This is a genomic window from Psychrobacter sp. UBA2769 (genome assembly GCF_002352555.1).
Taxonomy (GTDB): domain Bacteria; phylum Pseudomonadota; class Gammaproteobacteria; order Pseudomonadales; family Moraxellaceae; genus Psychrobacter; species Psychrobacter maritimus.
In genome coordinates this window covers 93,964-115,294 of record NZ_DEIR01000001.1, presented here as the reverse complement: position 1 = coordinate 115,294, position 21,331 = coordinate 93,964, and the positions used below count along the sequence as shown (strand labels likewise).

Here is a 21,331-nt window from a genome sequence, read left to right as displayed (position 1 = left end):
TAATAATATTTAATATTAACAACGGCTGCTATTTTGCAAAAGACTCATCATTGATATAAATCACCCCTTGTACCCGACAGCAGCAGGGCAGGATTTCATCTTTTTCAATCATGGCAAGTGGCTCAAACGGATAATCAATAACGTGTGAGCTGGCGATACGCTTGATGCGGCAACTGCCACAATAGCCTTCCTTACATTGATAATTGATATCATGTCCGGTACGTAGCAATCCATCGAGCAGACTTTCGTCATCATGCAAGTAGAATTGCTTCTTACTCGTCATTACCCAAGTCATAATTCAACCTTCTCTTAATTTTCCCATCGCATTCAAAGTCAATGTGATGGTTCTTTTTAATGATAAAATCTTGCTAAAATAGCATAGGCTTAACCTTAAAATAGTAAGGTTAAGCCATTAAAATTACGTGATTAACTTTTAACTCTATTTAAGCCAAAAGCTTTTAAACATCAAAGCTCTTAAAGTTCAACGCTTTTAAAGCTCAAAATCATCAAAATCGCTGTCTGATAAATCTGAGTCAATCTGACCGACCAAGTACGAGCTGATTTCCGTCTCTTGCGGTGCCACTTGGACGTTATCAGATGACAACCACGTATTAATCCATGGAATCGGGTTTGATTTAGAGTTCGGGAATGCCACTGGCAAGCCAACCGCTTCCATACGTAAGTTGGTGATAAATTCGATATATTGGCAAAGAATGTCTTTATTGAGCCCAATCATTGAGCCATCTTTAAACAGATAACCGGCCCATTCTTTTTCTTGCTCAGCCGCTTTGGTAAAGATATCGATGCTTTCTTGATAGCACTCATAGGCAATATCGACCATTTCTGGGTCATCTCTGCCATTACGCATCAAGTTTAGGATATGCTGCGTACCGGTTAAATGTAGCGCCTCATCGCGAGCGATTAATTTAATAATCTTGGCGTTACCTTCCATCAGCTTACGCTCAGCAAAAGCAAACGAGCAGGCAAACGACACATAAAAGCGAATGGCTTCTAAGACGTTAACCGCCATCAAGCATAAATACAGCTGTTTTTTCAGCGATTTTAAGCTAACCGTCACTTCTTTGCCATTGACGGTATGCGTGCCTGCGCCATACATATTGTAGAGCTGTGAGTTGTAGTACAAGTCATCGTAGTACTTGGCGATGTCAGCCGCGCGCCCTAAAATGTGCTCGTTTTGCATAATGTCATCAAAGACAATACCCGGATCATTGACGATATTACGAATGATATGAGTATAGCTGCGTGAGTGAATGGTCTCAGAAAACGTCCACGTCTCAATCCACGTTTCAAGCTCAGGAATAGACACCAGTGGCAATAGCACCACGTTTGGGCTACGACCTTGGATAGAGTCGAGTAGGGTCTGATACTTTAGGTTACTGATAAAGATATGCTGCTCATGTGACGACAGATTGCCATAGTCGATACGGTCGCGTGACACATCGACTTCTTCTGGACGCCAAAAGAACGACAGCTGCTTTTCAATCAATTGCTCAAAGATAGGATGCTTTTGTTGGTCATAACGCGCCACGTTGACCGGCTGACCAAAAAACATCGGCTCTTTTAGCGCATTGTTTGGCGTTTGAGAAAAAATCGAGTAAGTCATAGTTCCACCTTTATAAGTGATACAGTTGTGAATCAAAAGTTTTAAAAATGCCGCCTGAGAAATACTTTCAAAAGGGCGTTATAAGTTCTCTAAAGATATTTGGGTCGGTTCTTGTCCATCATTCATATACGCTTTAAAAATCTCGCTAAGCTCACTATCATCCAATCCTTCTAGCTCATCGATAGCGCTCTTACGCAGCGTACTTAAATCTATCTCTGCGGCTTTCTGTGTTTCTTTTTTTAGAGGCTTTTTTACTGTTTTTTTTGCTTGTTTTGGCGCGTCCATCTTTGGCATTGCGCTGCTATTCAATTGCTGACGAACTTCCTCGATATCGACTTCTACTTGCACGATATGCGAGCCACCATTGTTTAGGTCGGAAAATACGTTAGGGATAAACAAACCACCGTCTTTGATGATTGCGGTATATTGCACTCTATGACCTCCGTCATTTCTATTCTCTGTGTGTTTCAATTATGGTTGGCGCGATACAAGGCTTTCATATACCTTATTGTTTTCTCTTTTGCCTACGGCTAGCACGTAAACCACCACTACGTCATCTTTGACGGTATAAACCAAACGATAGCCTATGGTGCGTAGTTTGATTTTATAGGCGTCTGTATGTCCTGAAAGTTTCGACGCAGGAACACGAGGGTTTGCTAAGCGCTGCTGTAATTTTTTCTTAAACTGCTGCTGAATATTGGGCGCTAACTTTTTCCATTCTTTTAACGCGAGAGGATGAAACTCAAGATTATAAGTCATCCAACGTTACCTTTATAGGTGTTTGCCCGTCATTCATTCGGGCGCTAATGGTTTGGCTCAATGCCATATCGTCCATCGCTTCCATCATGCGCTCATACATATCTGTGGAAACTAAATAAGCCACCGGTTTATTGTGATTTAAAATAGCAATAGACTCACCGTCTGATTGTTTAATCAGTGCCGAAGGGTTGTTTTTCAGCTCTGAGATACTGGCTGTTTGTGTTGCAAATATGGGTTGCATGATTCATTCTCCGCTAATATTAAGCTCTAAATATAGGGCTAATATTAGCACGAAAATTAGGTCATATTTGTTAATCTATATATTTTGTAGGGTGCGCCTCGCGCACCGTTAAACACAATTTCCGTATCATCAGTGCGCTGGGCGCACCTTACGACTCTACAAATCAATCTTGTTAACGCTCTTTATGTTGGTGCCGAAGGAAGAAGCACAACGAATTGTTCGATTAAAACGTTAGTTATCATATTTAATTTTGAAATAGAACTAATTTAATCATATTTGAAAATTAAATTTATTTAAATATTGGGATGATAACGGCTCGAAAACCGTTATCATTTTTTGGCAAAAAACATTTAACTGTTAGAGAGGAGGACGGCGCAGATGCTTGCGTACATGCTCCTTATTCCCGTTTCTAGTTCGTTGATAAGAACATACTCTAACAGTTTTTTTACGTTTATCTATAGCCATTTTGGACTCCAAAATCTAAATTAAATAAATGATGAGTGACCATTCAGGCATAGACTTTCCATAAACAATAAGTTAAGATTCTCGGTGTTGAATCAGGAATCGAAACTTAAAAACTGACTGATTATTGAAAGCTACACTCTAAATAATCATTTGTTTGTTCTAAGTTTCTTAGCTTAGTGAGGTTGTTTCAGCAACTTTGCTAAGCTATTTCAATCCTTCAAAATATTTACCCTCCCTGTAATAAATCTTAAACATTCCTAATACTTCTTTTCTTAAAGTTAGTTTTAAAAATTAACTTTACATATTTTTCTGTGTGACTTTTATATACAAAAAGATCACAATAACTCAACTCTTAATAGCGTTGCGATTTTCCCACTAATCGCGACAGCAGCGAACAGCGGATTTAGCTCAAAAGCCAAACCCGCCATTCATCACTTGCCTAAATCTTACAAGCACCACCAGCACAATCATCTTCCATATCCGCTTGGGCATCGTTCGCACCATCACGGGTGTTATGGTAGTACAAAGTTTTCACGCCAAGCTTATACGCCGTCAACAAGTCTTTTAGCAATACTTTCATCGGTACACGCTGACCATCAAAGCGCGTTGGGTCATAGTTGGTATTGGCAGAGATACTTTGATCGACGAACTTCTGCATGATAGCGACCAGCTTTAGGTAACCGTCATTGTTCGGCATTTGCCACAGTAGCTCGTACTGATCTTTTAGCTTATCAATCTCAGGCACCACTTGCTTTAAGATGCCATCTTTTGACGCTTTGATAGACACCAGACCACGTGGTGGCTCGATACCATTGGTCGCATTGGCAATCTGACTAGAGGTCTCAGACGGCATCAAGGCGGTTAGGGTGGAGTTGCGCAGACCGTGCTCAGTGATCTCGCCACGTAGCGTTTCCCAATCGAGATGTAGCGGCTCTTGGCAGATTTTGTCCAAGTCTTTTTTATAGGTATCAATCGGTAAGATACCTTGCGAATAAGTGGTCTCATTAAAGGCAGGGCACGCGCCTTGCTCTTTTGCCAATTTGTTTGACGCTTTCAAGAGGTAATACTGTAATGCTTCAAAGGTTTGATGCGTTAGACCAAGCGCGCTGCCGTCTGAATAGCGCACGCCATTTTTCGCTAAATAATAAGCATAGTTGATCACGCCAACACCTAAGGTACGGCGACGCATACTGCCATTTTCAGCCGCTTTGACTGGATAGTCTTGATAGTCGAGCAGGGCATCAAGCGCACGGACGATTAATTCTGCTGGCTCTTCGATATCGCTAACGTTTTCAACTTTACCTAAGTTGACCGCTGATAGCGTACAAAGGGCGATTTCACCGGTTTCATCGTTGATGTTATCAAGTGGCTTGGTCGGTAGGGCGATTTCCATACATAGATTTGACTGGCGAATCGGCGCAACTGTGGCGTCAAACGGGCTATGCGTGTTGCAATGGTCAACGTTTTGGATATAGATACGACCGGTGCTGGCGCGCTCTTGCATCATCAGACTAAACAGCTCAGTGGCTGGAATTTGACGGCTACGAATACTAGGGTCATTTTCATATTTGGTATATAGCTCTTCAAATTTGTCTTGATCTTCAAAGAACGCATCATACAAGCCCGGGGTGTCGCTTGGTGAAAATAGCGAGATATCTTGACCTTTAATCAAACGGGTATACATGGTTTTGTTTAGCTGGACGCCGTAGTCCATGTGACGGACACGGTTGTCTTCAACGCCGCGGTTGTTTTTCAGTACCAATAGCGACTCAACTTCTAAATGCCATAATGGGTAAAATAACGTCGCTGCACCGCCACGGACGCCGCCTTGTGAGCAGCATTTAACCGCAGTTTGGAATAATTTATAAAAAGGAATACAGCCAGTATGCTGCGCTTCGCCGCCACGGATAGGGCTACCAAGGGCGCGGATACGACCAGCGTTGATGCCGATACCAGCACGCTGCGATACATAGCGTACGATAGCGCTGGTGGTGGCATTGATAGAGTCTAGGCTATCACCGCATTCGATCAATACACACGAGCTGAACTGGCGCGATGGCGTACGTACACCTGACATGATAGGCGTTGGTAGAGAGATTTTGAATTGTGAGGTTGCATCATAGAAGCGTTTAACGTAGTCGAGACGCTCTGACTTTTCATAGCTGGCAAATAAACACATACCAACGAGCATATATAAGAACTGCGGGCTTTCATAAACCGTTTTGCTGACGCGGTCTTGCACGAGGTATTTACCCGCCATTTGCTCGACAGCAGCATAAGCAAGATTCATATCACGCCAGTGGTCAAGATATTCTTCTAACTCATCAAATTCCGCACGGCTATAGTCAGCTAGGATATGCTGATCGTATTTACCGGCATCAGTTAGCTTTTTAACATGGTCATACAAGTGAGGAGGGGTGAATTTATTATAAGCAATCTTACGTAAATGGAAGATGGCCAAACGCGCGGCTAAATACTGATAATCAGGCGTGGTTTCAGAGATAAGATCAGCGGCAGATTTGATGATGGTCTCATGAATATCACGAGTTTTGATGCCTTCATAAAACTGAATGTGCGACTTTAGCTCAACTTGTGATACCGACACATTATCTAAATCATGAGCAGCCCACTCGATAACCTTGTGAATCTTATCTAAATCAATAGGCTCTAAACGTCCATCACGTTTGGTTACTTGGATTTTATCGATATGTGTCATGCTGACCTCGTAAGTTGATTGCTTGGCAATTAATTTATAATGATGCTTATAGTGTTACTTATAGTAATGCGGCGCGGTTAATACCGGCGGGCATTCTTTATCACGCTATCTTTATGACGCTATAACATCCTGTCATGGCAGAGTGTTTTTTTAGGCAAAAAGATGCCATTGCTCATAGTGAGGGTTTAAATCACTGAGCACTACATATAGCGTATTTGTTAGTAGGTGGACACAATATAGCGGGAAAATTTTGAAAATGCTATATTGATTTTAGCGGCAAACTATGTTGATGAGAGGGTAAAGCGTGTCCGAATTTTGGCAAAGGACGATGGGATAAGGGTTAGACGCCAATAAGAAAAATAATAAAAGTTTTGTAAAAAATGGCGCGAATTTACTTTTTATTGTTGGCTAAATTAACACGCGCAAATCTGTTGAATGGCGCGCATATTTCGGGTGGTGATTGTACCCCAGCCAATAGAAAATCGCCACCCATATGAGTGACGATTCGGACGAAAAACGGACTGGTTTTTCTTAAATTGATAAAACTATGATTAGACGACCATGCGTACCGTTTTTGCATTATCAAGTGATGCATAAAGCGTGTTCACTTGCTCAACGGTGGTCAAGTATAAATTGGCACGCACCGAATGGAAGCGTCCTGTTTTTGACGGTTTAACTTCCATAGACGCCAAATCAAACTCTGGAAACTGGCTACCAAGGATAAGCTTCACTTCATTGAGTAAGCTGTCATGCTCGCCTTCATGACCGATAATGCTGAGTGGGTAGTTCATTGGGAACTGCCACAGCTCAGGATTTTGTACGTCGGTTTTTTTGCCTTTTAAGATACCGTCATTGGCGACCAGCTCAGTGACTTTGACTTCTCTTTTAGGCGTTTGATTTGGGTTAGTGGTGTCTTTTGGATCATCAGTCATGATGTTGTCCTTATCTTTGTGAAAATACGAGCTTATGGGTTATGCCGATAAGCGCTTTATGCACCATTTATAAGGCCACTCATCATATTATTCAAGGGTCAGCCAACGACAACTCATATTAAAATCGTTATTTTTTATAACCACATACCGCCACATAATCGCCGCGATCATAGCCTTCGATGACCTCTTGTACCTTGTCATTGGCATACATAGGATGGGTCAATAAAGTTTGCGCATATTCAAAATCGACAAAACCATTGGCTTGCATTAACTCGATTTTCTCATCAGAGGTACGCCAGTTTGCTGACTTCACCAGCTCAATAGGATAAGGGTCAGCAGGGGAGATGTGTTCGAGTAGTGGATGCTCCCACGTATCTACCGCGCTGGCTAAATTGTATAAGCTGGCAAAACCGCTTTCTTTTGGCACATCAATCAGGATAAGTTTGCCACCAGTCTTTAGAGCATCAAAGGCTTTTTTGATACAGACATCCAAATCGCTGATATAGCTGACGCTGCCGTTAAACATAATGATATCAAATTTATTAGGCTCAATCTCGCAGGTCTCGGCAGGGCTGATATCTACTTTCAATCCACGCTTTTCAGCGACTTCAGCCATATCTTTCGAAGGCTCGATACCATGCGTGATATGAATGCCGTAATCTTTGGCTAACAGTGATTCGAAAAGACCGCTGCCACAGCCGATAGACAATATCTCGCTGTCTTTATCTAAGAAGTGAGCGACCAGTTTTAGCTCACTGGTCAGTAAGTTTTGGTTGTCAAAAAACCAGCTGTCATACGCGCTTGCGTGTTCATCGAATGCTGCCATGATGTTTCTCCTTGTTGATCGTTATTATTGATCATTGTTTTTGATTTTAGAGGGCTTTTTTAGAATCAAGCTAGATTGAGTATAAATTAAGACAAATCTAACGCCTGCTGCCAAAAATTGACTTCCATACGTGCGGCGGTGTTAAATAACCGTTGGAACTTGTCTGCCTGAGCAGGGCTGGCATCGGCTAGCAGCGTATTAATCTGTGCTTCGTTCTGCGCGGTAATCGATAGAAACTCATCACTGGAAAACACATCTATCCATGGTTGATAAGGGTTATCAGCGATAAAGCCCTCATCTTTGATGCGTTTACCAATTTCCCCATAACCCATCAAACAAGGCGCAATAGCGGCATAAAGTTCGGCCAGCGAGCCTGACATCGCAGCGTCTAATATATAGCGACTATAGGCGATGGTGACGGCAGATTCAGGAGCGTTTTCTACTTGTTCAAGTGGTATATTCCACTGATGACAGAAATCCAAATACATAGCAATTTCCATATCGAGCATGGCATTGATACCTGCTTGACCGACGCGCATTTGTGCCAGCGTGTCACTCTTATATACGCTCAGCGCCATCACGCGGGTATAGTGAATTAAGTATAAATAGTCTTGCACAAGGTAGTGGCGAAAGCTGTCAGGGGCGAGTGTGCCAGCGGTCAGCTGCTTGACGAAATCATGCTGAATGTAATCATCCCATGTGGGACAATTGTGACGTAGCGTTTGGTAATCCATAGTTTTTACTTACTTTTATAAAACGCAAGCAAGCAAATGGCAGGAAACGAGAAGTGATAAGGCACAAAAAATTTGCCAGTCTAGGGTAAATAGATTGGCAAAATATGAAGTAAATGTGACTTATATATCGACACGCTTGTTTCCTACGTCAGTGCTAACTGCATCAGGTTCGCGGGTAACTCTCAGCCATGATTTTGATTGTAGTTAAAGCGTCAAAATCAAAGCACCCCGACAAGGTTTATTTTTTAATAATAAATATAAAATTTAAATGGTTTTGAGCTGCTGTTATTTAAGAAGTTGAGCCCTATGATAGGCGAACTCAGCCATCATTAGCAAGTGATGTCCAAATAACCCTCAATAAAAGCAACTTAGATTTAAAAAGTTATTTTTTATCGAGCTGTTCAATAGCAGTGTGATAGAGCATCAGCATGGCTTTAAAACGGCGCTCATATAAGCCTTCTGCATATAGCAGCTCCACACTTAAGCTATCGATTACGCCTAGATAAGCATCGGTATACAGCTCTAGCTGCTCAGAGTCGAGCTGATAAGGCTGTAGAGCAAGCTGTATGTGCTCAGTCAGCACCTTTATATAGACATTAAAAGTCGCCGCGCTGGTATCAGTTAGGTGCACAGGTGCGGTATAGGCCATGCGAATTAAAAACCGTAAGGTAATTGCGCTTTCATAACGCGCTTCAAAAGCATGGCAATACGCTTCACCGGGAGCAGTAAATTCACTAGTCGTCGCAAAGCATGACTTAATAAACGCACATTCTGACTCGAGAGCATCTTGCAGCAATTCTAAAAATATCGCTTCTTTACTGGCAAAATGCGTATAGAGAGAGGCTTTGCGGATGCCCACCGCCTTAGCAATATCACTGAGTGATGCGCCCTCATAGCCATGCATAAAGAAAGGCTCAAACGCAGCATCAATAATACGTTGCTTAGCACTTGAACGTGGTTTATGGCTTTGCATAGGCCTCCTCTAATGATGGTATGGCGACACTGTTATAAGGTTTTAAGCTTCTAGAACCAAGATAGACCAATGCCAAAATAATAGGTCCCATGGCACCTAGCAAGATTAACCAATATAAGGTGTTTATTTCAACCAATTGTCCTGCGATGGGTGTGGCAGTGGATGAGAGTAACATAGGAATGGCGCCCAATAAAGCTGCGCTTGAACCTAAAGCGCTGCGCTGCGAGTCCATTGCAATTGCCATTAACGTCGCTTCCAATACGCCAAGACCAAACAATCCTAACGCGATGCCAGTGACAATACCGACCAAACCCATCGATAGCAGATAAGCGACGATGCAAACGGTACTACCGAGCATCATGACACCGGCACCGATTAAGGCCAAATGTGATGCTGATATTTTTTTGACCAAATAAGCGGTAGAAGAAGCCCCTAAAATCAGACTGATACTGGTCAAACCAAAGACAAAACCAAATTGCTCTAGGCTAAGACCATAGTCTGTTTGATAGACATAAGCAGAACCACCGATGTAGGCAAACAAAAAGAAATACACCGCAGATAGCGCAAAGAGATTAAAGACAAAGGTTTTGTTCTTTAATATGCCGACATAAATGCCTGTAATATTTTTTATATTTAATTGAATGCGCTTGTCTTTTGGCAAGGTTTCTTTGATATTCAACAGCGTATTAATCAGCACAATTATACCTAACGCCGCCAAAATAAACATGACACCGCGCCAACCATAATGCGCACCGACGATACCGCCGATTGCTGGCGCGACGATTGGACCTAATGCCACAATGGTATTTAATAAAGCATAAATTTGTGCCGCTTTTGGTCCATCGACGAGATCGCGTACCATGCTCATCACCACCACGATAGCCATAGAGGCGCCAAGACCTTGCAAGATACGAGCAAAGATTAGGCTTTCAATACTTTGTGCCCACATCGCCCACACGGAAGCGCCAATATATGCCAGCAAGCCTGCAAATAATGGTGCTATTCGTCCTATGGCATCAGATACGGGACCAAATACCAGCTGTCCTAAACCCATAAAGATAAGAAAGACGGTCAACGTGATTTGCGTGGTGGCGTAGGAGGTATTGAGGTCTGTTGCCATATTCGGCATTGAGGCCAAATACATATCAATCGCTGCAGGGCCAAGCGCCACAATGATGGCAAGAGAGATGACGGTTTTGATACTGATGTGGTTTACATGGGTTTGTTTATTCATAAGAGTGCACTATTAACTATTTATCTATTTAATTTTTTAACTACCGAACGGTAGGTAGTTATACTCGATATTTTAAATAAAGGCAATATTTTTATGAATTAATTGCTTATCTCATGCTATAGCGGCTCTATATTTAATAAGTAAAAGCTAATAGCCATTAAATAACAGCCATTAAATAACAGGCACAAAAAAGCTGAGATATACTCAGCTTTTTTGGTTTGTCACTAGGCGTAATAAGATGTGCTTAGCACATACTATTTAAATTAGTCATTTTCAAGGAATGAGCGTAAGTGTTCAGAACGTGAAGGATGACGCAATTTACGTAAGGCTTTTGCCTCAATCTGACGGATACGCTCACGCGTGACATCAAACTGCTTACCAACTTCCTCTAAGGTATGGTCAGTTGGCATATCGATACCAAAGCGCATTTTTAGCACACGTGCTTCACGCTCAGTTAGATTACCCAAAACGTCACGCGTCGCTTCACGCAGGCCAGCTGCGGTCGCATCATCGACAGGGCTTGAAATCGTACCATCTTCGATAAAGTCGCCTAGGTGCGAGTCTTCATCATCACCGATTGGCGTCTCCATAGAGATAGGCTCTTTGGCAATTTTTAGCACTTTACGGACTTTAACTTCGTCCATCTCTAAGCGTTCGCCTAATTCCTCAGGTGTCGGCTCGCGGCCCATTTCTTGTAGCAATTGACGTGAGACACGGTTTATCTTGTTAATGGTCTCAATCATATGCACAGGAATACGAATCGTGCGCGCTTGGTCAGCGATAGAGCGGGTAATCGCCTGACGAATCCACCATGTAGCATAGGTTGAGAATTTATAACCACGGCGGTATTCAAATTTATCAACTGCTTTCATCAGACCGATATTACCTTCTTGGATTAAGTCCAAGAACTGTAGACCACGGTTGGTATATTTTTTAGCGATAGAAATTACCAGACGCAAGTTAGCTTCGACCATCTCTTTTTTGGCACGGCGCGCTTTTGCTTCACCAACCGCCATACGACGGGCGACGTCTTTCATGTCGTGGATTTTCATATCGAGCTGCTGCTCGTAATCACGAATTTTACGTTGTAGTAAAATCACATCGTCAGCGACTTTTTCTAGCGTACCCCCAAAAGCAGGCTTGCCTTTAATACGCTCAATGAGCCAATCAACGTTGGTTTCATTGCTAGGGAAAGTTTTACGGAATTCATCACGCGGCATACGACCACGGCGAATCACCAAACGCATGATTTGACGCTCTTGCTTACGCACATCGTCATAGACGTCATGCATGATAGCCATCACTTGGTCTGACAAGCGATTGTTTAACTTCAACATCATAAAGCGTTCGGCAAGTAAGGCATAAGCAGCATCTGCTTCTACGCTACCACGGCCATAATCAAGCAAGGCTTGCTTGGCTTTGATAAATAAGTGCTCGATCTCTTCTAGACGTAAGCGTACTTCTTCTGGATCGATACCGCCGGTTTCTTCTTCGGCTTCTTCTTCAACTTCGACTTCATCGTCCTCATCATCATCGTCAAGCGCAGCTTTGGCATTGGCCTTTGGTTTGATAACTGGCGGATTCTCTTTTTCTTCTTTAATACGCTCGCGTTCTTCTTTCGCCGCTTCTTTTGCTTCTTGGGCGGCGATTTTGTCTTCTTCGGTTTCAGGGTCTAAGAAACCCGTGATGACGTCAGACAATTTTTTCTCGCCATCTTGGACTTTTTGGTACTCATCAAGGACGAACTGTACCGTACCCGGCCAGTAAGACATGGCATGCTGCACGTCACGAATACCTTCTTCGATACGCTTAGCAATGGCAATCTCGCCTTCACGGGTTAAAAGGTCAACCGTACCCATCTCACGCATATACATACGCACAGGGTCAGTAGTACGACCAGGCTCAGTCTCGACCGAAGCCAAAACTGCTGCTGCCTCATCGGCTGCCATGTCATCATCGCTTGAATCATCGTTCATCAAGATGTCATCGGCGTCGGGCGCAGATTCAAAAATTTTAATGCCAACGTCCGTTAGCATTTGCACGATATCTTCAATCTGATCACTTTCAGTAATAGAGTCGGGCAGTTGGTCATTCACCTCAGCATAGGTCAAATACCCTTGCTCTTTACCCATTTGGATTAAGGTGGCCAGTTGAGATGTGGACTTAGAAACTGACTTATCGTTCATAAATACTCGCTTGCTTGTATCGGACATTTTTATATTGTGACTCGCTATCGCTCGCTGGGTGCGTTGATATAATCAATCGATTCATCAAAATATGGCGTAAAGGTTGTCAATAATAACAAAAATGAGTGGATATGAATAAAGGCTCAAAATACTACAATTACAATACTAAAAAACCGCTAAAAATTGGTCATGCGCAAAATACTTCAAAATCATATTACCTAAAAATACGGTTGCCTAAAAATACGGTTATCTGAAAAATACTATTAATTAAAAAACAACCCTAAAAAATACTATGAGCTAAAAGATGGTCATTCAAAAATACAGCGATTTAAAATTTATGTTTTAAAAAGCGCTTTGAAAATGCACACCTAGAGCCGTGCTTTTAGCTAAAATTGTGCTTAATGATGCGGGTTTATCGTTATCTATTAAGTCGGGCTATAAATAGTTAGCGACACAGTTTAACACAGACCAGCGTAATCAAGCACGAGCTAGTGACACTCGCCGCTATTTATCTAGCATTTATCTGGTGTTTATTAATGATATTACCCATTATTTTTCACCCATTGGTTTTTTATCAGTAGCCTGATTGAGGGCGGTATATGCAACTGGGTATAATCATTAATAGTGGGGGCAACCGCGATGCTTTTAAAGGGTCGCTGCCCATAAATAAAATCTAGGACGTATCCCAGCCTAGCCGTTAAGATTTTACCGTTGCCATTTGTGCCGATTGCTCAGCTTGTTGCGCGCGTAACCAGTCGTTTAATAATTGTGACTGCTTACGGACAATCGCCAGTTTTATATTGTCGGGGTTCTTAACCAAATCTTGGATTTTTTTCTTCATATGACGTTCAATCAACTGGCTGACCAACTCTTCAACCAAACCATCAAGGCTTAAGATATTGCGCGTGGTAAGCGCTTTATAAAATCCGCCCCAATCGCGGCTAAGCGTCTCTTGGGTGCTGGGTTTGACATTGGATAAGATAAAGTGCGCCGCTGCATTGGCGTCTTTAGGCAAATAATTAAGACAGCGCTTAATGGTGCTGACGATATCGAGCAGGGCGTTATCTTGCAGGTCTTCCCAAGCCAGTGGACGCAATATATCAGCAGAGGCTTTTTGTTTAATATGCGCCGGCAGCTGCAAATCATTAATACCTGCCTGCTGCCAAATGGCTTCGATAGGGTCATCACTTAAAGCGCGCGGCTGGAACAAAAAACACAGCTGCAATTGCTGACTGATGGTCATATCGCCATCAAAATCTAGCAGCGCGTCTTTGGCATCTTTGTTTTGACTACGTTTACCGCCCAGCTTTTGATAAATGTCATTATTCAAAAGATAGCGGAAACTACTGCCTTTAGGTAGGGCGGTGGTCAATGCGCGCACTTGAGACATAAGCTTGGCTTTACCTTCTGCCAAGGTTAAGTCGTAGCGTTCACTTAAGTAAGCAAAAATATACTGTGATAGCGGCATGGCCGTAGCGATTTGCTCACGCATCGCATCCGCGCCCTGACTTTTTATAAAGGTATCAGGGTCATGATTGTTAGGTAAGGTTAAAAACCGTAGCTCTTTATCATCGCCAAGTACAGGCAGCGCGACTTCAAGGGTGCGCCAAGCGGCCTTTTGTCCCGCGCTATCACCATCGAAGCTCAATGTTAGGGTAGGGTTTAATGTCAACAGCCGTGATATTTGGCTCTCATTAATCGCCGTGCCCATAGAAGCTACCGCACCATAAATCCCTGCTTGATAAAGGGCAATGACATCCATATAGCCTTCGACCACCAGCCAATCATTTGCGCGCTGCTGGCGAGATTCGTAATAGCCGTATAGTACATGCTGCTTATGGAAAACCGGCGAGTCAGATGAGTTGATATATTTGGGCTTTATCTCGTCATCAAGCGCGCGACCGCCAAAACCAATGGTGCGACCTTGGTTGTCGCGAATTGGGAAAATAACCCGATCACGAAGTAGGTCGTAATCGCGCCCAGATTCTGATTTGCGCACTAAGCCCAAGGCTTTAAGGCCTTCAATGTCCTGCGGGAATTGATGTTCAAGATGCTGCCAACCAAAGGGCGCATAGCCGAGACCAAAAGTTTCAAAGATGTCTTCGGTGATGCCACGCGATAAAAAGTAATGCTTGGCATGCGGATGGATAGTGAGATTATGCTGATAAAACTGCTGGATTTGCTCTAGCAACTCGTAAAGATTGCCGTCTTTATCAGAGACGCTATTATCATCGTAGAGAGCAGTAGTATCAGCATCACCGGTTAACCATGCAGGCGGATAACTACTATCGTCTTGATAGTTGGTGTCACCTTGATAGCTAGCATCATAGCCATCGGTTGCATAAGGAACGGAATCATACGCCTCTAATGGCGGATAATTGTCATAGTTGTCGTTATAAGCTGGCGGTTGCGTATCAGCAGCTGGCACGTTTATGGATGGCTGAGTATCGGCTACAGGTTGGTTATTAGTCGATTGTGGGTGCGTTGCTGCTGCCGATGTTGCTGGCTCAATAGCGGTTTTTGGCTTGGTTTCCGGCTTAGCTTTTGGCTTAACTTTTGGCTTAATTGGGGCACGCTGATAGCTGACGTTTTGCTGCTCTTCTTTTGGTACTTCGATGCCCGTTTGTTTGGACAGCTCATTAACCGCTTCGATAAAGGTTAAGTTTTCATAATCACGCAAAAAACTGATGGCGTTACCACCGACACTACAGCCGAAGCAGTGATAGATGTTCTTTTGCGGATTGACATAAAAAGACGGCGATTTTTCGCCATGAAACGGGCAGCAGCCTTTGTACTCACTACCCGCACGTTTGAGCGTGGTATGACGCCCAATGATACTGATTAAGTCAGCTTGGCTATTTAATTGTTCGAGAATATGGTTAGGAATGCTCATACAAAAAACAGTTTACCATAGGTCAATTATATTAAGCATCGACAATCAGCTAGGAAAAAACTGACAGTAGATAAAAATTATAAGAAGTAAAAACAGAAAAATAAGGCCAACAGAACGTTGACCTTATTTGTGATGATAGGTACTAAGCGTCTAAAATAGACGCGAGTAGTATCAACTTATTCAGCAGGTAATGTGGTACGGCGTACAGGGTTCATGTTTTGTGGATCGACATCGGCTTCTCTAGCAGTATCACCAGTGCTCGATTGGCTCGTCACGCGCTCAGTCGATGCTTCAGGCAAACCTAAACCTACATTGATACCGCTATTGGCACGCTTAGGAGACATATTTAGCGGTGCGTTAGCATTCGCTGCTGCCGCATTATCACTTGGCAATCTTAATTGATTGGCATTGCGAATCACTTGGGTTTTGGTAGCACCGCTGTAGTTGCCTGTTGCAACCGAGGTATCTTTATTAAAGCGGTTCAATTGCCCAAAGGTCAATTTATTCAACAAAGAGCGCTCACGTTTGGTATTCAATTTAACGCGTCCATCAGCGCTTAGCATGTTTGGATAGTTAATCTGCAACAGGGTTTTATATTCTTTAGCCAAGTCATTAAGACCGAGTTTTTCATGGCTATAAGCCAATACCGCAATAGCATCAGGCACTGATTCGCTTAATGGATAGTATTGGAACACCCACTTGGCACGGTTTACAGCCGCGACATAGGCTTCGCGCTCAATATACCAATTCGCCGCACTCATCTCGCTTTCGGCAAACTGATTATAGATAAAAGTCATACGCTGAGCGGCATCTGGCGCATAAGGGCTGTTAGGATATTTATTGATAAGCTCTTGGAAATTGGCAAAGGCAATACGCAAATACGCGGTATCACGCTCAGCTTGATTGAGCTTAAACAGTTTTAGACCTTCTGATGAGCCTTGCATATTGGCCACGCCGCGTACGTAGTAAGCATAGCTAACTTGCGGATTAGACGGGTACAAATTAATAAATTGCTCAGCACTGGCTGCAGCGGTCTCAAACTTGCCACTTTCATATTGAGCGTACATCATATCGAGCAATGCTTGTTCGGCATATTGTCCGGTCGGATAAAAGGTGCGCAGATTGGTCAAATCTTCAACAGCTTGCGTATAGCGACCTTTATCAATCTGGGCGATGGCGTCATTATAGTAACGCTGCTCTGACTTCTCAGCAGTTTCAACCGCATCCACGTCTTTACCGCCGGTTAGGTTTTTAAACGTTTGACAACCCACCAAGTTGATACTTAGGGCAAGTAGGGTGATTGAGGACAGTTTGATAAACGTATTGCCAACAGCTTGCATACTTCTTCTCCGACACAAGACGCGTAATAGCAGCGACGCTATTAGGCTAAATAATAAAAGGATAATAATGAAAAAACGATGCTTGCGGCATCCGTTAACTGTCTATTAATGAGTAGGCGCTATAAATAAGCGCACTCATTAGCAACAGAATTTTTATCGAATGCAGTTTTGCTCGTATGAATAAAATATATTTATTTTAAAAATTCAGTGCCATAGCATACAGCAAAACATGGCTTACTTTATAGAATAACCTTTGCTTCGTCTATTTTTTCGTTATCTATTTTGTAGTTAAACGGCGAATGCTTTATGTCTGGTTACGCTAATGCTTTGTGTATGGTGACATTGTTCCGTAGTGTAGCATGAGCCGCTGTCACGAGCGATAATGAATATGGCTGACAAGGACAAATATACAGTAAATTACAGCCATGTTATATTTTAGAGAGTTAATCTAGCGAGTAACGCCCAGTATATGACGGCTGAGAACCTGTCGCATGGTCATGATAAAATCATAGATAACGCGCAGCTTCTGTAGGGCTTAGGCGTTCAGCATGTTACACTATGACGATGTGACTTTTGCTTTTTTTTGCCCGCACTTATTTTTGCCGGTCAGCAAGCGTTAGTCTGCTCTCTTATGAGGTCGGCTTACAAAACAATGTAAGCGACTTTACCATGTATGAATCCGCTATGAATAATGATGCTATGACGACCAATTTACCTAAGAATCAACCGCTAGATGCTAATATATCAACATCAGAAACGCTATCTGCGCAAGAGTTATCCGCGCAACAGTTAGCCATGAAAACTTCACCAACGAAAGGTTCACCCGTGCAAAAATCGACGATGCCAAATGAGTTATTAGAGGATAATGAGCTGCTTGCTGACCATGAAAGTGCGCCTGATGAGCAGATGCAAGAGCTGTCCGATGATGATGAGCTAGATGAATTGGTGGATGGTGAGCTACTTGATGAAGAAGACGATGAGGACGGCGATGATGCAGCGTCAGTCGCTGGCCAAGCCGTCCCTGTCATCGTTGATGTCACACATACGGTAGTAGAAGAGGAAGCGGGTTTACGTATTGATAAATTGGCGTCAAAAGTATTTACCGATTTTTCGCGTGCCCAGCTACAAGGGTGGATCACTGACGGCAGCTTACTTTATAACGGTAGTGTGCAAAAACCAAAAATCCGTGTCAAAGCCGGTGATATCTTACATTTATCGACGACCCTGCAGCAGCATAGCGAAGATCAACCAGAAAATATCGATATCGAGGTGGTTTATGAAGACGACGATGTTTTAGTAATTAATAAACCTGTTGGTATGGTTGTCCATCCTGGCGCTGGCAATCAAACCGGCACCTTGGTCAATGCGCTACTGTATCACTACCCGCAGCAGCACCATTTGCCACGTGCCGGACTGGTACACCGTATTGATAAAGATACCTCAGGGCTATTGCTTATTGGTAAAACCAAGCCTGCGCAAATGGCCTTGATGGAGCAGCTCAAAGACAAGTCCGTCTATCGTCATTATCAATGTGTGGTAGCAGGGGATGCAGCGAGTTTACTGCGTCATCGTCGTATTGACGCGCCGATTGGTCGCCACCGCAATCAGCGTACCAAAATGACCGTGATGACGGCAGGACGCGAAGCCGTTACCCATTTATTAACCGTGACGCCGCTTAACGATAACTACTGTCTGCTAGACGTCAGTCTGGAGACAGGGCGTACGCATCAAATTCGCGTGCATCTTAGCCATATTACGTATCCGATAGTCGGTGACCGTGTCTACGGTGGTCGTCGTCAATTGCGTGCTGGTTTAACAGAAGCGCAGCGCCAAGCGATTAATAATTTCCCGCGCCAAGCATTGCACGCTTATACCTTGGGTTTCGTTCACCCAACGACTGGTGAAGATATCGAAGTCACCACACCCATCCCCGAAGATATGCAGCAATTGATGGCAGTCTTAAGCGATGGTTATGACGAAGAATAATCATTAATGACTTCATGATGTTTATTTAAAAAGTATAAATTAGCGCTAATGCCTTAATAACGATAACGAGAAGTGTGGTAAATCGACCATGACTAGCACAATAAACAAGCTTCCTATTACCTCGCTCGCTCAGCTTGATGAAGTGGCTGTTTTCCAAACAGCGGCTTTTATCAGTGATGATAATGTTGACGGTACTGCTGCTAATTTGCAAAATCAGCTGCAAACAGACCAGCAAACCCAAGCAAGTTATGGGGCGCTAAATTTAGGCTTGCATGTTAATGACAATGCAAAGACGGTCTTAAACAATCGCATGCATTTGCTGAGCGCTATCAATGAGCAATTGGCAGCAACACAGCGCCAGCCTATTGATAGCTTACACTGGCTCAATCAGGTTCATGGTAAGCAGATTCATGATATCGATGCGACTGCGCTGGCTATGCGTCCGCTCGACGCCGATGCCATGGTCAGCTGCCAAGCGGAATTAGGGCTTGCGGTGATGACCGCCGATTGTGTGCCGATAGTCTTATACCAACCGGCAACGGGGCAGATAGCCGCTATACATGCAGGCTGGCAAGGGCTGGCATGCGGTGTTATTAAAGCGACGGTTGAACGCTTTAGCAGCTCTGAACCAATCATGGCGTGGATTGGGGTTTGTATCAGTCAAGAAAATTATGAAGTCGGCAGGCAAGTACGAGATAAGCTGTTAACAGGTTGTATTGAAAATCAAACCTTAGCAGCGCATCATCTAGAGAGCTTTGAGGAACGTTACGTTTTAGCTTCTGAAGCGGATAAAATTAAGCTGAACTTACCACAATTGGCGGCTGACCAATTAAGTGCAGCAGGTATTATAGTCAGCAATGAGGCCGCTATACTTTGTAGTTATGCTGACCTGCATTATTATTCTTATCGGCGTCAAACGCATCTTCAGCAGCCTGCGACAGGACGTATGGCATTGGTCATTGTTCGCAGCCTTGCTGTTTCTTGATGCAAACAATTGGCAATAGTTTTTAAGTAATGAAGCGCATTATATTGATGATGCAATAAAAAAATAGCAGGCTAATGATAAGCCTGCTATTTTTTTGTTTTATTAAGACGACATTTGATGAATTAGCATACAGAATCATTCGATTTTGGCACAGACAGCCCGAATAAAGGACGCAGATATAAGGCTAAAAAAGTCCCTGCCATCGCCATGATGCCCCATATATAACCATGAGCACTAAAAGAGGCGATACCGCCGAAGTAAGCACCGATGTTACAGCCGAATGCCAAACGTGCACCATAACCCATCATTAATCCGCCAATCACCGAAGCGGCGAAATTCCCCAAAGTAATCTGAGTGAATTTGAATAAACCACCCGCTGCTGAGGCAATAAAAGCGCCAATGATAATGCCGATATTCATGACTGTGGTTGAATCAGCGAAAATAGACGCATTTAATGCAGCGGCATTCGCTCCTTGCCAATAGCCCCAGTTGGCAACATCAACACCAAAACTGCTGGCGATTTTAGAGCCCCACAATGAAAATGCAGAAGTAATGCCCCATGGTTGACCACGCGTGAGCAAGGTTAAAGCATTTAATATCGCTAAGACAATGGCGGCTGCGAATAACGGCCAAGAACCTCGAAAAATACGTCTCCAACCTGACTCAGTTGGAACGGGAGCCATCTTTGGAGCCTTGGTCTTTTGCTCAACAACGAGCGTAACCCACGCAATCAAAGCAAACAGTACCAAAGACAACACCCAAGCACCGCTATAACCAAGACCAGTAGAGGTGGCTAAAGAAAAAGGCGCAAAGGACGGCATCTCTTCTGTCCAAAACGGCAGATGATAAGCACCAATGGTCGCGCCAATGACGAAGAAAATAAAGGTGATAAACATCACCGAACGCCCGCCGCCTACTGCGTAAAGCGTGCCAGAAGCACAGCCGCCGCCAAGCTGCATGCCAATACCGAATACAAAAGCGCCGACCAGTAAACTGACACCAACTGGCGACACATAACCTGCGACCGAGCCGCCAAAAATCGTCGTTCCATAAGCAAGAATGGGCGCAAACAACGTAACCGCAACGGCCAACATCAGCATATGAGAACGCATTGCTTGCCCATTACCAACCGACATCAGGCGTCTAAAGGCAGAAGTAAAACCAAAGCGGGCATGAAATAGGGTATAGCCGAGCAATAAGCCGATAGCAAAAAGCAGCGGCTGGGCGGTAGTCTGGGTAATAGACAGATAGACCAGCAGGATAAAACCAACAATAACACCAGCTATTATCAATGGTTTTTGTGGATTATTTAAAGCCAGCGTCTCTTTAGCAATAGGCTCTCGTGTATCGTTCACGGGCTGAACGCTCGTCGTTATAGTCGTCAAGGGAATCACATCCTTCTCTGATATAATATTTCAGAGTTCATTGTTCATGGTT

The 21,331-nt window shown here is 43.5% G+C and carries 17 protein-coding genes; 2 read left to right on the top strand and 15 right to left on the bottom strand.

Annotated features, from left to right (window positions below; translation table 11 throughout):
• Positions 1-28: 28 nt before the first annotated feature.
• The 14 genes from yfaE to B3Q63_RS00415 all read right to left on the bottom strand — a co-directional run bounded on the left by yfaE (position 29) and on the right by B3Q63_RS00415 (position 16,923).
• Positions 29-295 (bottom strand): class I ribonucleotide reductase maintenance protein YfaE, encoded by a 267-nt coding sequence (gene yfaE / locus B3Q63_RS00480; protein WP_183617826.1) that lies wholly within the window; start codon positions 293-295, stop codon positions 29-31.
• A gap of 195 nt (positions 296-490) precedes the next feature.
• A complete protein-coding gene (gene nrdB / locus B3Q63_RS00475; RefSeq protein WP_201565347.1) occupies positions 491-1,624 on the bottom strand; it encodes a class Ia ribonucleoside-diphosphate reductase subunit beta in 1,134 nt (377 codons plus the stop codon).
• A gap of 78 nt (positions 1,625-1,702) precedes the next feature.
• Positions 1,703-2,056, bottom strand: a complete 354-nt coding sequence (locus tag B3Q63_RS00470; RefSeq protein ID WP_296172480.1) for a hypothetical protein — start codon at positions 2,054-2,056, stop codon at positions 1,703-1,705.
• Between the two features lie 39 nt (positions 2,057-2,095).
• Complete coding sequence (locus B3Q63_RS00465; protein ID WP_296172479.1) at positions 2,096-2,383, bottom strand: type II toxin-antitoxin system RelE family toxin; 288 nt, start codon at positions 2,381-2,383, stop codon at positions 2,096-2,098.
• On the bottom strand, positions 2,373-2,624 hold the full coding sequence (locus B3Q63_RS00460; RefSeq protein WP_296172477.1) for a type II toxin-antitoxin system Phd/YefM family antitoxin: 252 nt from the start codon (positions 2,622-2,624) through the stop codon (positions 2,373-2,375). The genes B3Q63_RS00465 and B3Q63_RS00460 overlap by 11 nt, the downstream gene beginning before the upstream one ends.
• Before the next feature lie 904 nt (positions 2,625-3,528).
• Positions 3,529-5,805 carry a class 1a ribonucleoside-diphosphate reductase subunit alpha gene (nrdA, locus tag B3Q63_RS00455; protein WP_296172475.1) on the bottom strand — a complete coding sequence of 759 codons (2,277 nt, stop codon included), beginning with the start codon at positions 5,803-5,805 and terminating at the stop codon, positions 3,529-3,531.
• A gap of 551 nt (positions 5,806-6,356) precedes the next feature.
• Positions 6,357-6,737, bottom strand: a complete 381-nt coding sequence (locus B3Q63_RS00450; RefSeq protein ID WP_192524586.1) for a YbeD family protein — start codon at positions 6,735-6,737, stop codon at positions 6,357-6,359.
• Between the two features lie 127 nt (positions 6,738-6,864).
• Entirely contained in the window at positions 6,865-7,563 is a 699-nt protein-coding gene (locus B3Q63_RS00445; protein ID WP_271133118.1) for a class I SAM-dependent DNA methyltransferase, read from the bottom strand.
• 86 nt (positions 7,564-7,649) lie between these two features.
• A complete protein-coding gene (gene tenA / locus B3Q63_RS00440) occupies positions 7,650-8,297 on the bottom strand; it encodes a thiaminase II (protein WP_296172469.1) in 648 nt (215 codons plus the stop codon).
• Positions 8,298-8,679: 382 nt separating this feature from the next.
• Positions 8,680-9,270: a TetR/AcrR family transcriptional regulator gene (locus tag B3Q63_RS00435; protein ID WP_296172467.1), complete on the bottom strand. Its 591-nt coding sequence runs from the start codon at positions 9,268-9,270 to the stop codon at positions 8,680-8,682.
• Entirely contained in the window at positions 9,257-10,504 is a 1,248-nt protein-coding gene (locus tag B3Q63_RS00430; protein ID WP_296172465.1) for a multidrug effflux MFS transporter, read from the bottom strand. Before B3Q63_RS00430 ends, B3Q63_RS00435 begins: the two co-directional genes overlap by 14 nt.
• Positions 10,505-10,767: 263 nt before the next feature.
• Positions 10,768-12,690 carry an RNA polymerase sigma factor RpoD gene (rpoD, locus tag B3Q63_RS00425; protein WP_296172463.1) on the bottom strand — a complete coding sequence of 641 codons (1,923 nt, stop codon included), beginning with the start codon at positions 12,688-12,690 and terminating at the stop codon, positions 10,768-10,770.
• 697 nt (positions 12,691-13,387) lie between these two features.
• The gene (locus tag B3Q63_RS00420; protein WP_296172462.1) at positions 13,388-15,583 is read right to left on the bottom strand and encodes a DNA primase; all 2,196 of its coding nucleotides are present in this window, start codon (positions 15,581-15,583) and stop codon (positions 13,388-13,390) included.
• A gap of 176 nt (positions 15,584-15,759) precedes the next feature.
• The gene (locus B3Q63_RS00415; RefSeq protein WP_296172460.1) at positions 15,760-16,923 is read right to left on the bottom strand and encodes an outer membrane protein assembly factor BamD; all 1,164 of its coding nucleotides are present in this window, start codon (positions 16,921-16,923) and stop codon (positions 15,760-15,762) included.
• A 915-nt stretch (positions 16,924-17,838) separates the two neighbouring features.
• On the opposite strand from B3Q63_RS00415, the gene B3Q63_RS00410 reads away from it, so the two are divergent.
• The gene (locus B3Q63_RS00410) at positions 17,839-18,909 is read left to right on the top strand and encodes an RluA family pseudouridine synthase (RefSeq protein WP_413500535.1); all 1,071 of its coding nucleotides are present in this window, start codon (positions 17,839-17,841) and stop codon (positions 18,907-18,909) included.
• A gap of 88 nt (positions 18,910-18,997) precedes the next feature.
• On the top strand, positions 18,998-19,894 hold the full coding sequence (locus tag B3Q63_RS00405; RefSeq protein ID WP_296172457.1) for a polyphenol oxidase family protein: 897 nt from the start codon (positions 18,998-19,000) through the stop codon (positions 19,892-19,894).
• 122 nt (positions 19,895-20,016) lie between these two features.
• Here the strand turns inward: B3Q63_RS00405 and B3Q63_RS00400 are convergent, their stop codons facing one another.
• Positions 20,017-21,279: a YeeE/YedE family protein gene (locus B3Q63_RS00400; RefSeq protein ID WP_296172455.1), complete on the bottom strand. Its 1,263-nt coding sequence runs from the start codon at positions 21,277-21,279 to the stop codon at positions 20,017-20,019.
• Between the last annotated feature and the right edge of the window lie 52 nt (positions 21,280-21,331).

Bases quoted from the DNA above. Each gene is read 5' to 3' on its own strand.
- yfaE (WP_183617826.1), bottom strand. From the start codon at position 295: ATGACTTGGGTAATGACGAGTAAGAAGCAATTCTACTTGCATGATGAC.
- nrdB (WP_201565347.1), bottom strand. From the start codon at position 1,624: ATGACTTACTCGATTTTTTCTCAAACGCCAAACAATGCGCTAAAAGAG.
- B3Q63_RS00465 (WP_296172479.1), bottom strand. From the start codon at position 2,383: ATGACTTATAATCTTGAGTTTCATCCTCTCGCGTTAAAAGAATGGAAA.
- B3Q63_RS00460 (WP_296172477.1), bottom strand. From the start codon at position 2,624: ATGCAACCCATATTTGCAACACAAACAGCCAGTATCTCAGAGCTGAAA.
- nrdA (WP_296172475.1), bottom strand. From the start codon at position 5,805: ATGACACATATCGATAAAATCCAAGTAACCAAACGTGATGGACGTTTA.
- B3Q63_RS00450 (WP_192524586.1), bottom strand. From the start codon at position 6,737: ATGACTGATGATCCAAAAGACACCACTAACCCAAATCAAACGCCTAAA.
- B3Q63_RS00445 (WP_271133118.1), bottom strand. From the start codon at position 7,563: ATGGCAGCATTCGATGAACACGCAAGCGCGTATGACAGCTGGTTTTTT.
- tenA (WP_296172469.1), bottom strand. From the start codon at position 8,297: ATGGATTACCAAACGCTACGTCACAATTGTCCCACATGGGATGATTAC.
- B3Q63_RS00435 (WP_296172467.1), bottom strand. From the start codon at position 9,270: ATGCAAAGCCATAAACCACGTTCAAGTGCTAAGCAACGTATTATTGAT.
- B3Q63_RS00430 (WP_296172465.1), bottom strand. From the start codon at position 10,504: ATGAATAAACAAACCCATGTAAACCACATCAGTATCAAAACCGTCATC.
- rpoD (WP_296172463.1), bottom strand. From the start codon at position 12,690: ATGAACGATAAGTCAGTTTCTAAGTCCACATCTCAACTGGCCACCTTA.
- B3Q63_RS00420 (WP_296172462.1), bottom strand. From the start codon at position 15,583: ATGAGCATTCCTAACCATATTCTCGAACAATTAAATAGCCAAGCTGAC.
- B3Q63_RS00415 (WP_296172460.1), bottom strand. From the start codon at position 16,923: ATGCAAGCTGTTGGCAATACGTTTATCAAACTGTCCTCAATCACCCTA.
- B3Q63_RS00405 (WP_296172457.1), top strand. From the start codon at position 18,998: ATGACTAGCACAATAAACAAGCTTCCTATTACCTCGCTCGCTCAGCTT.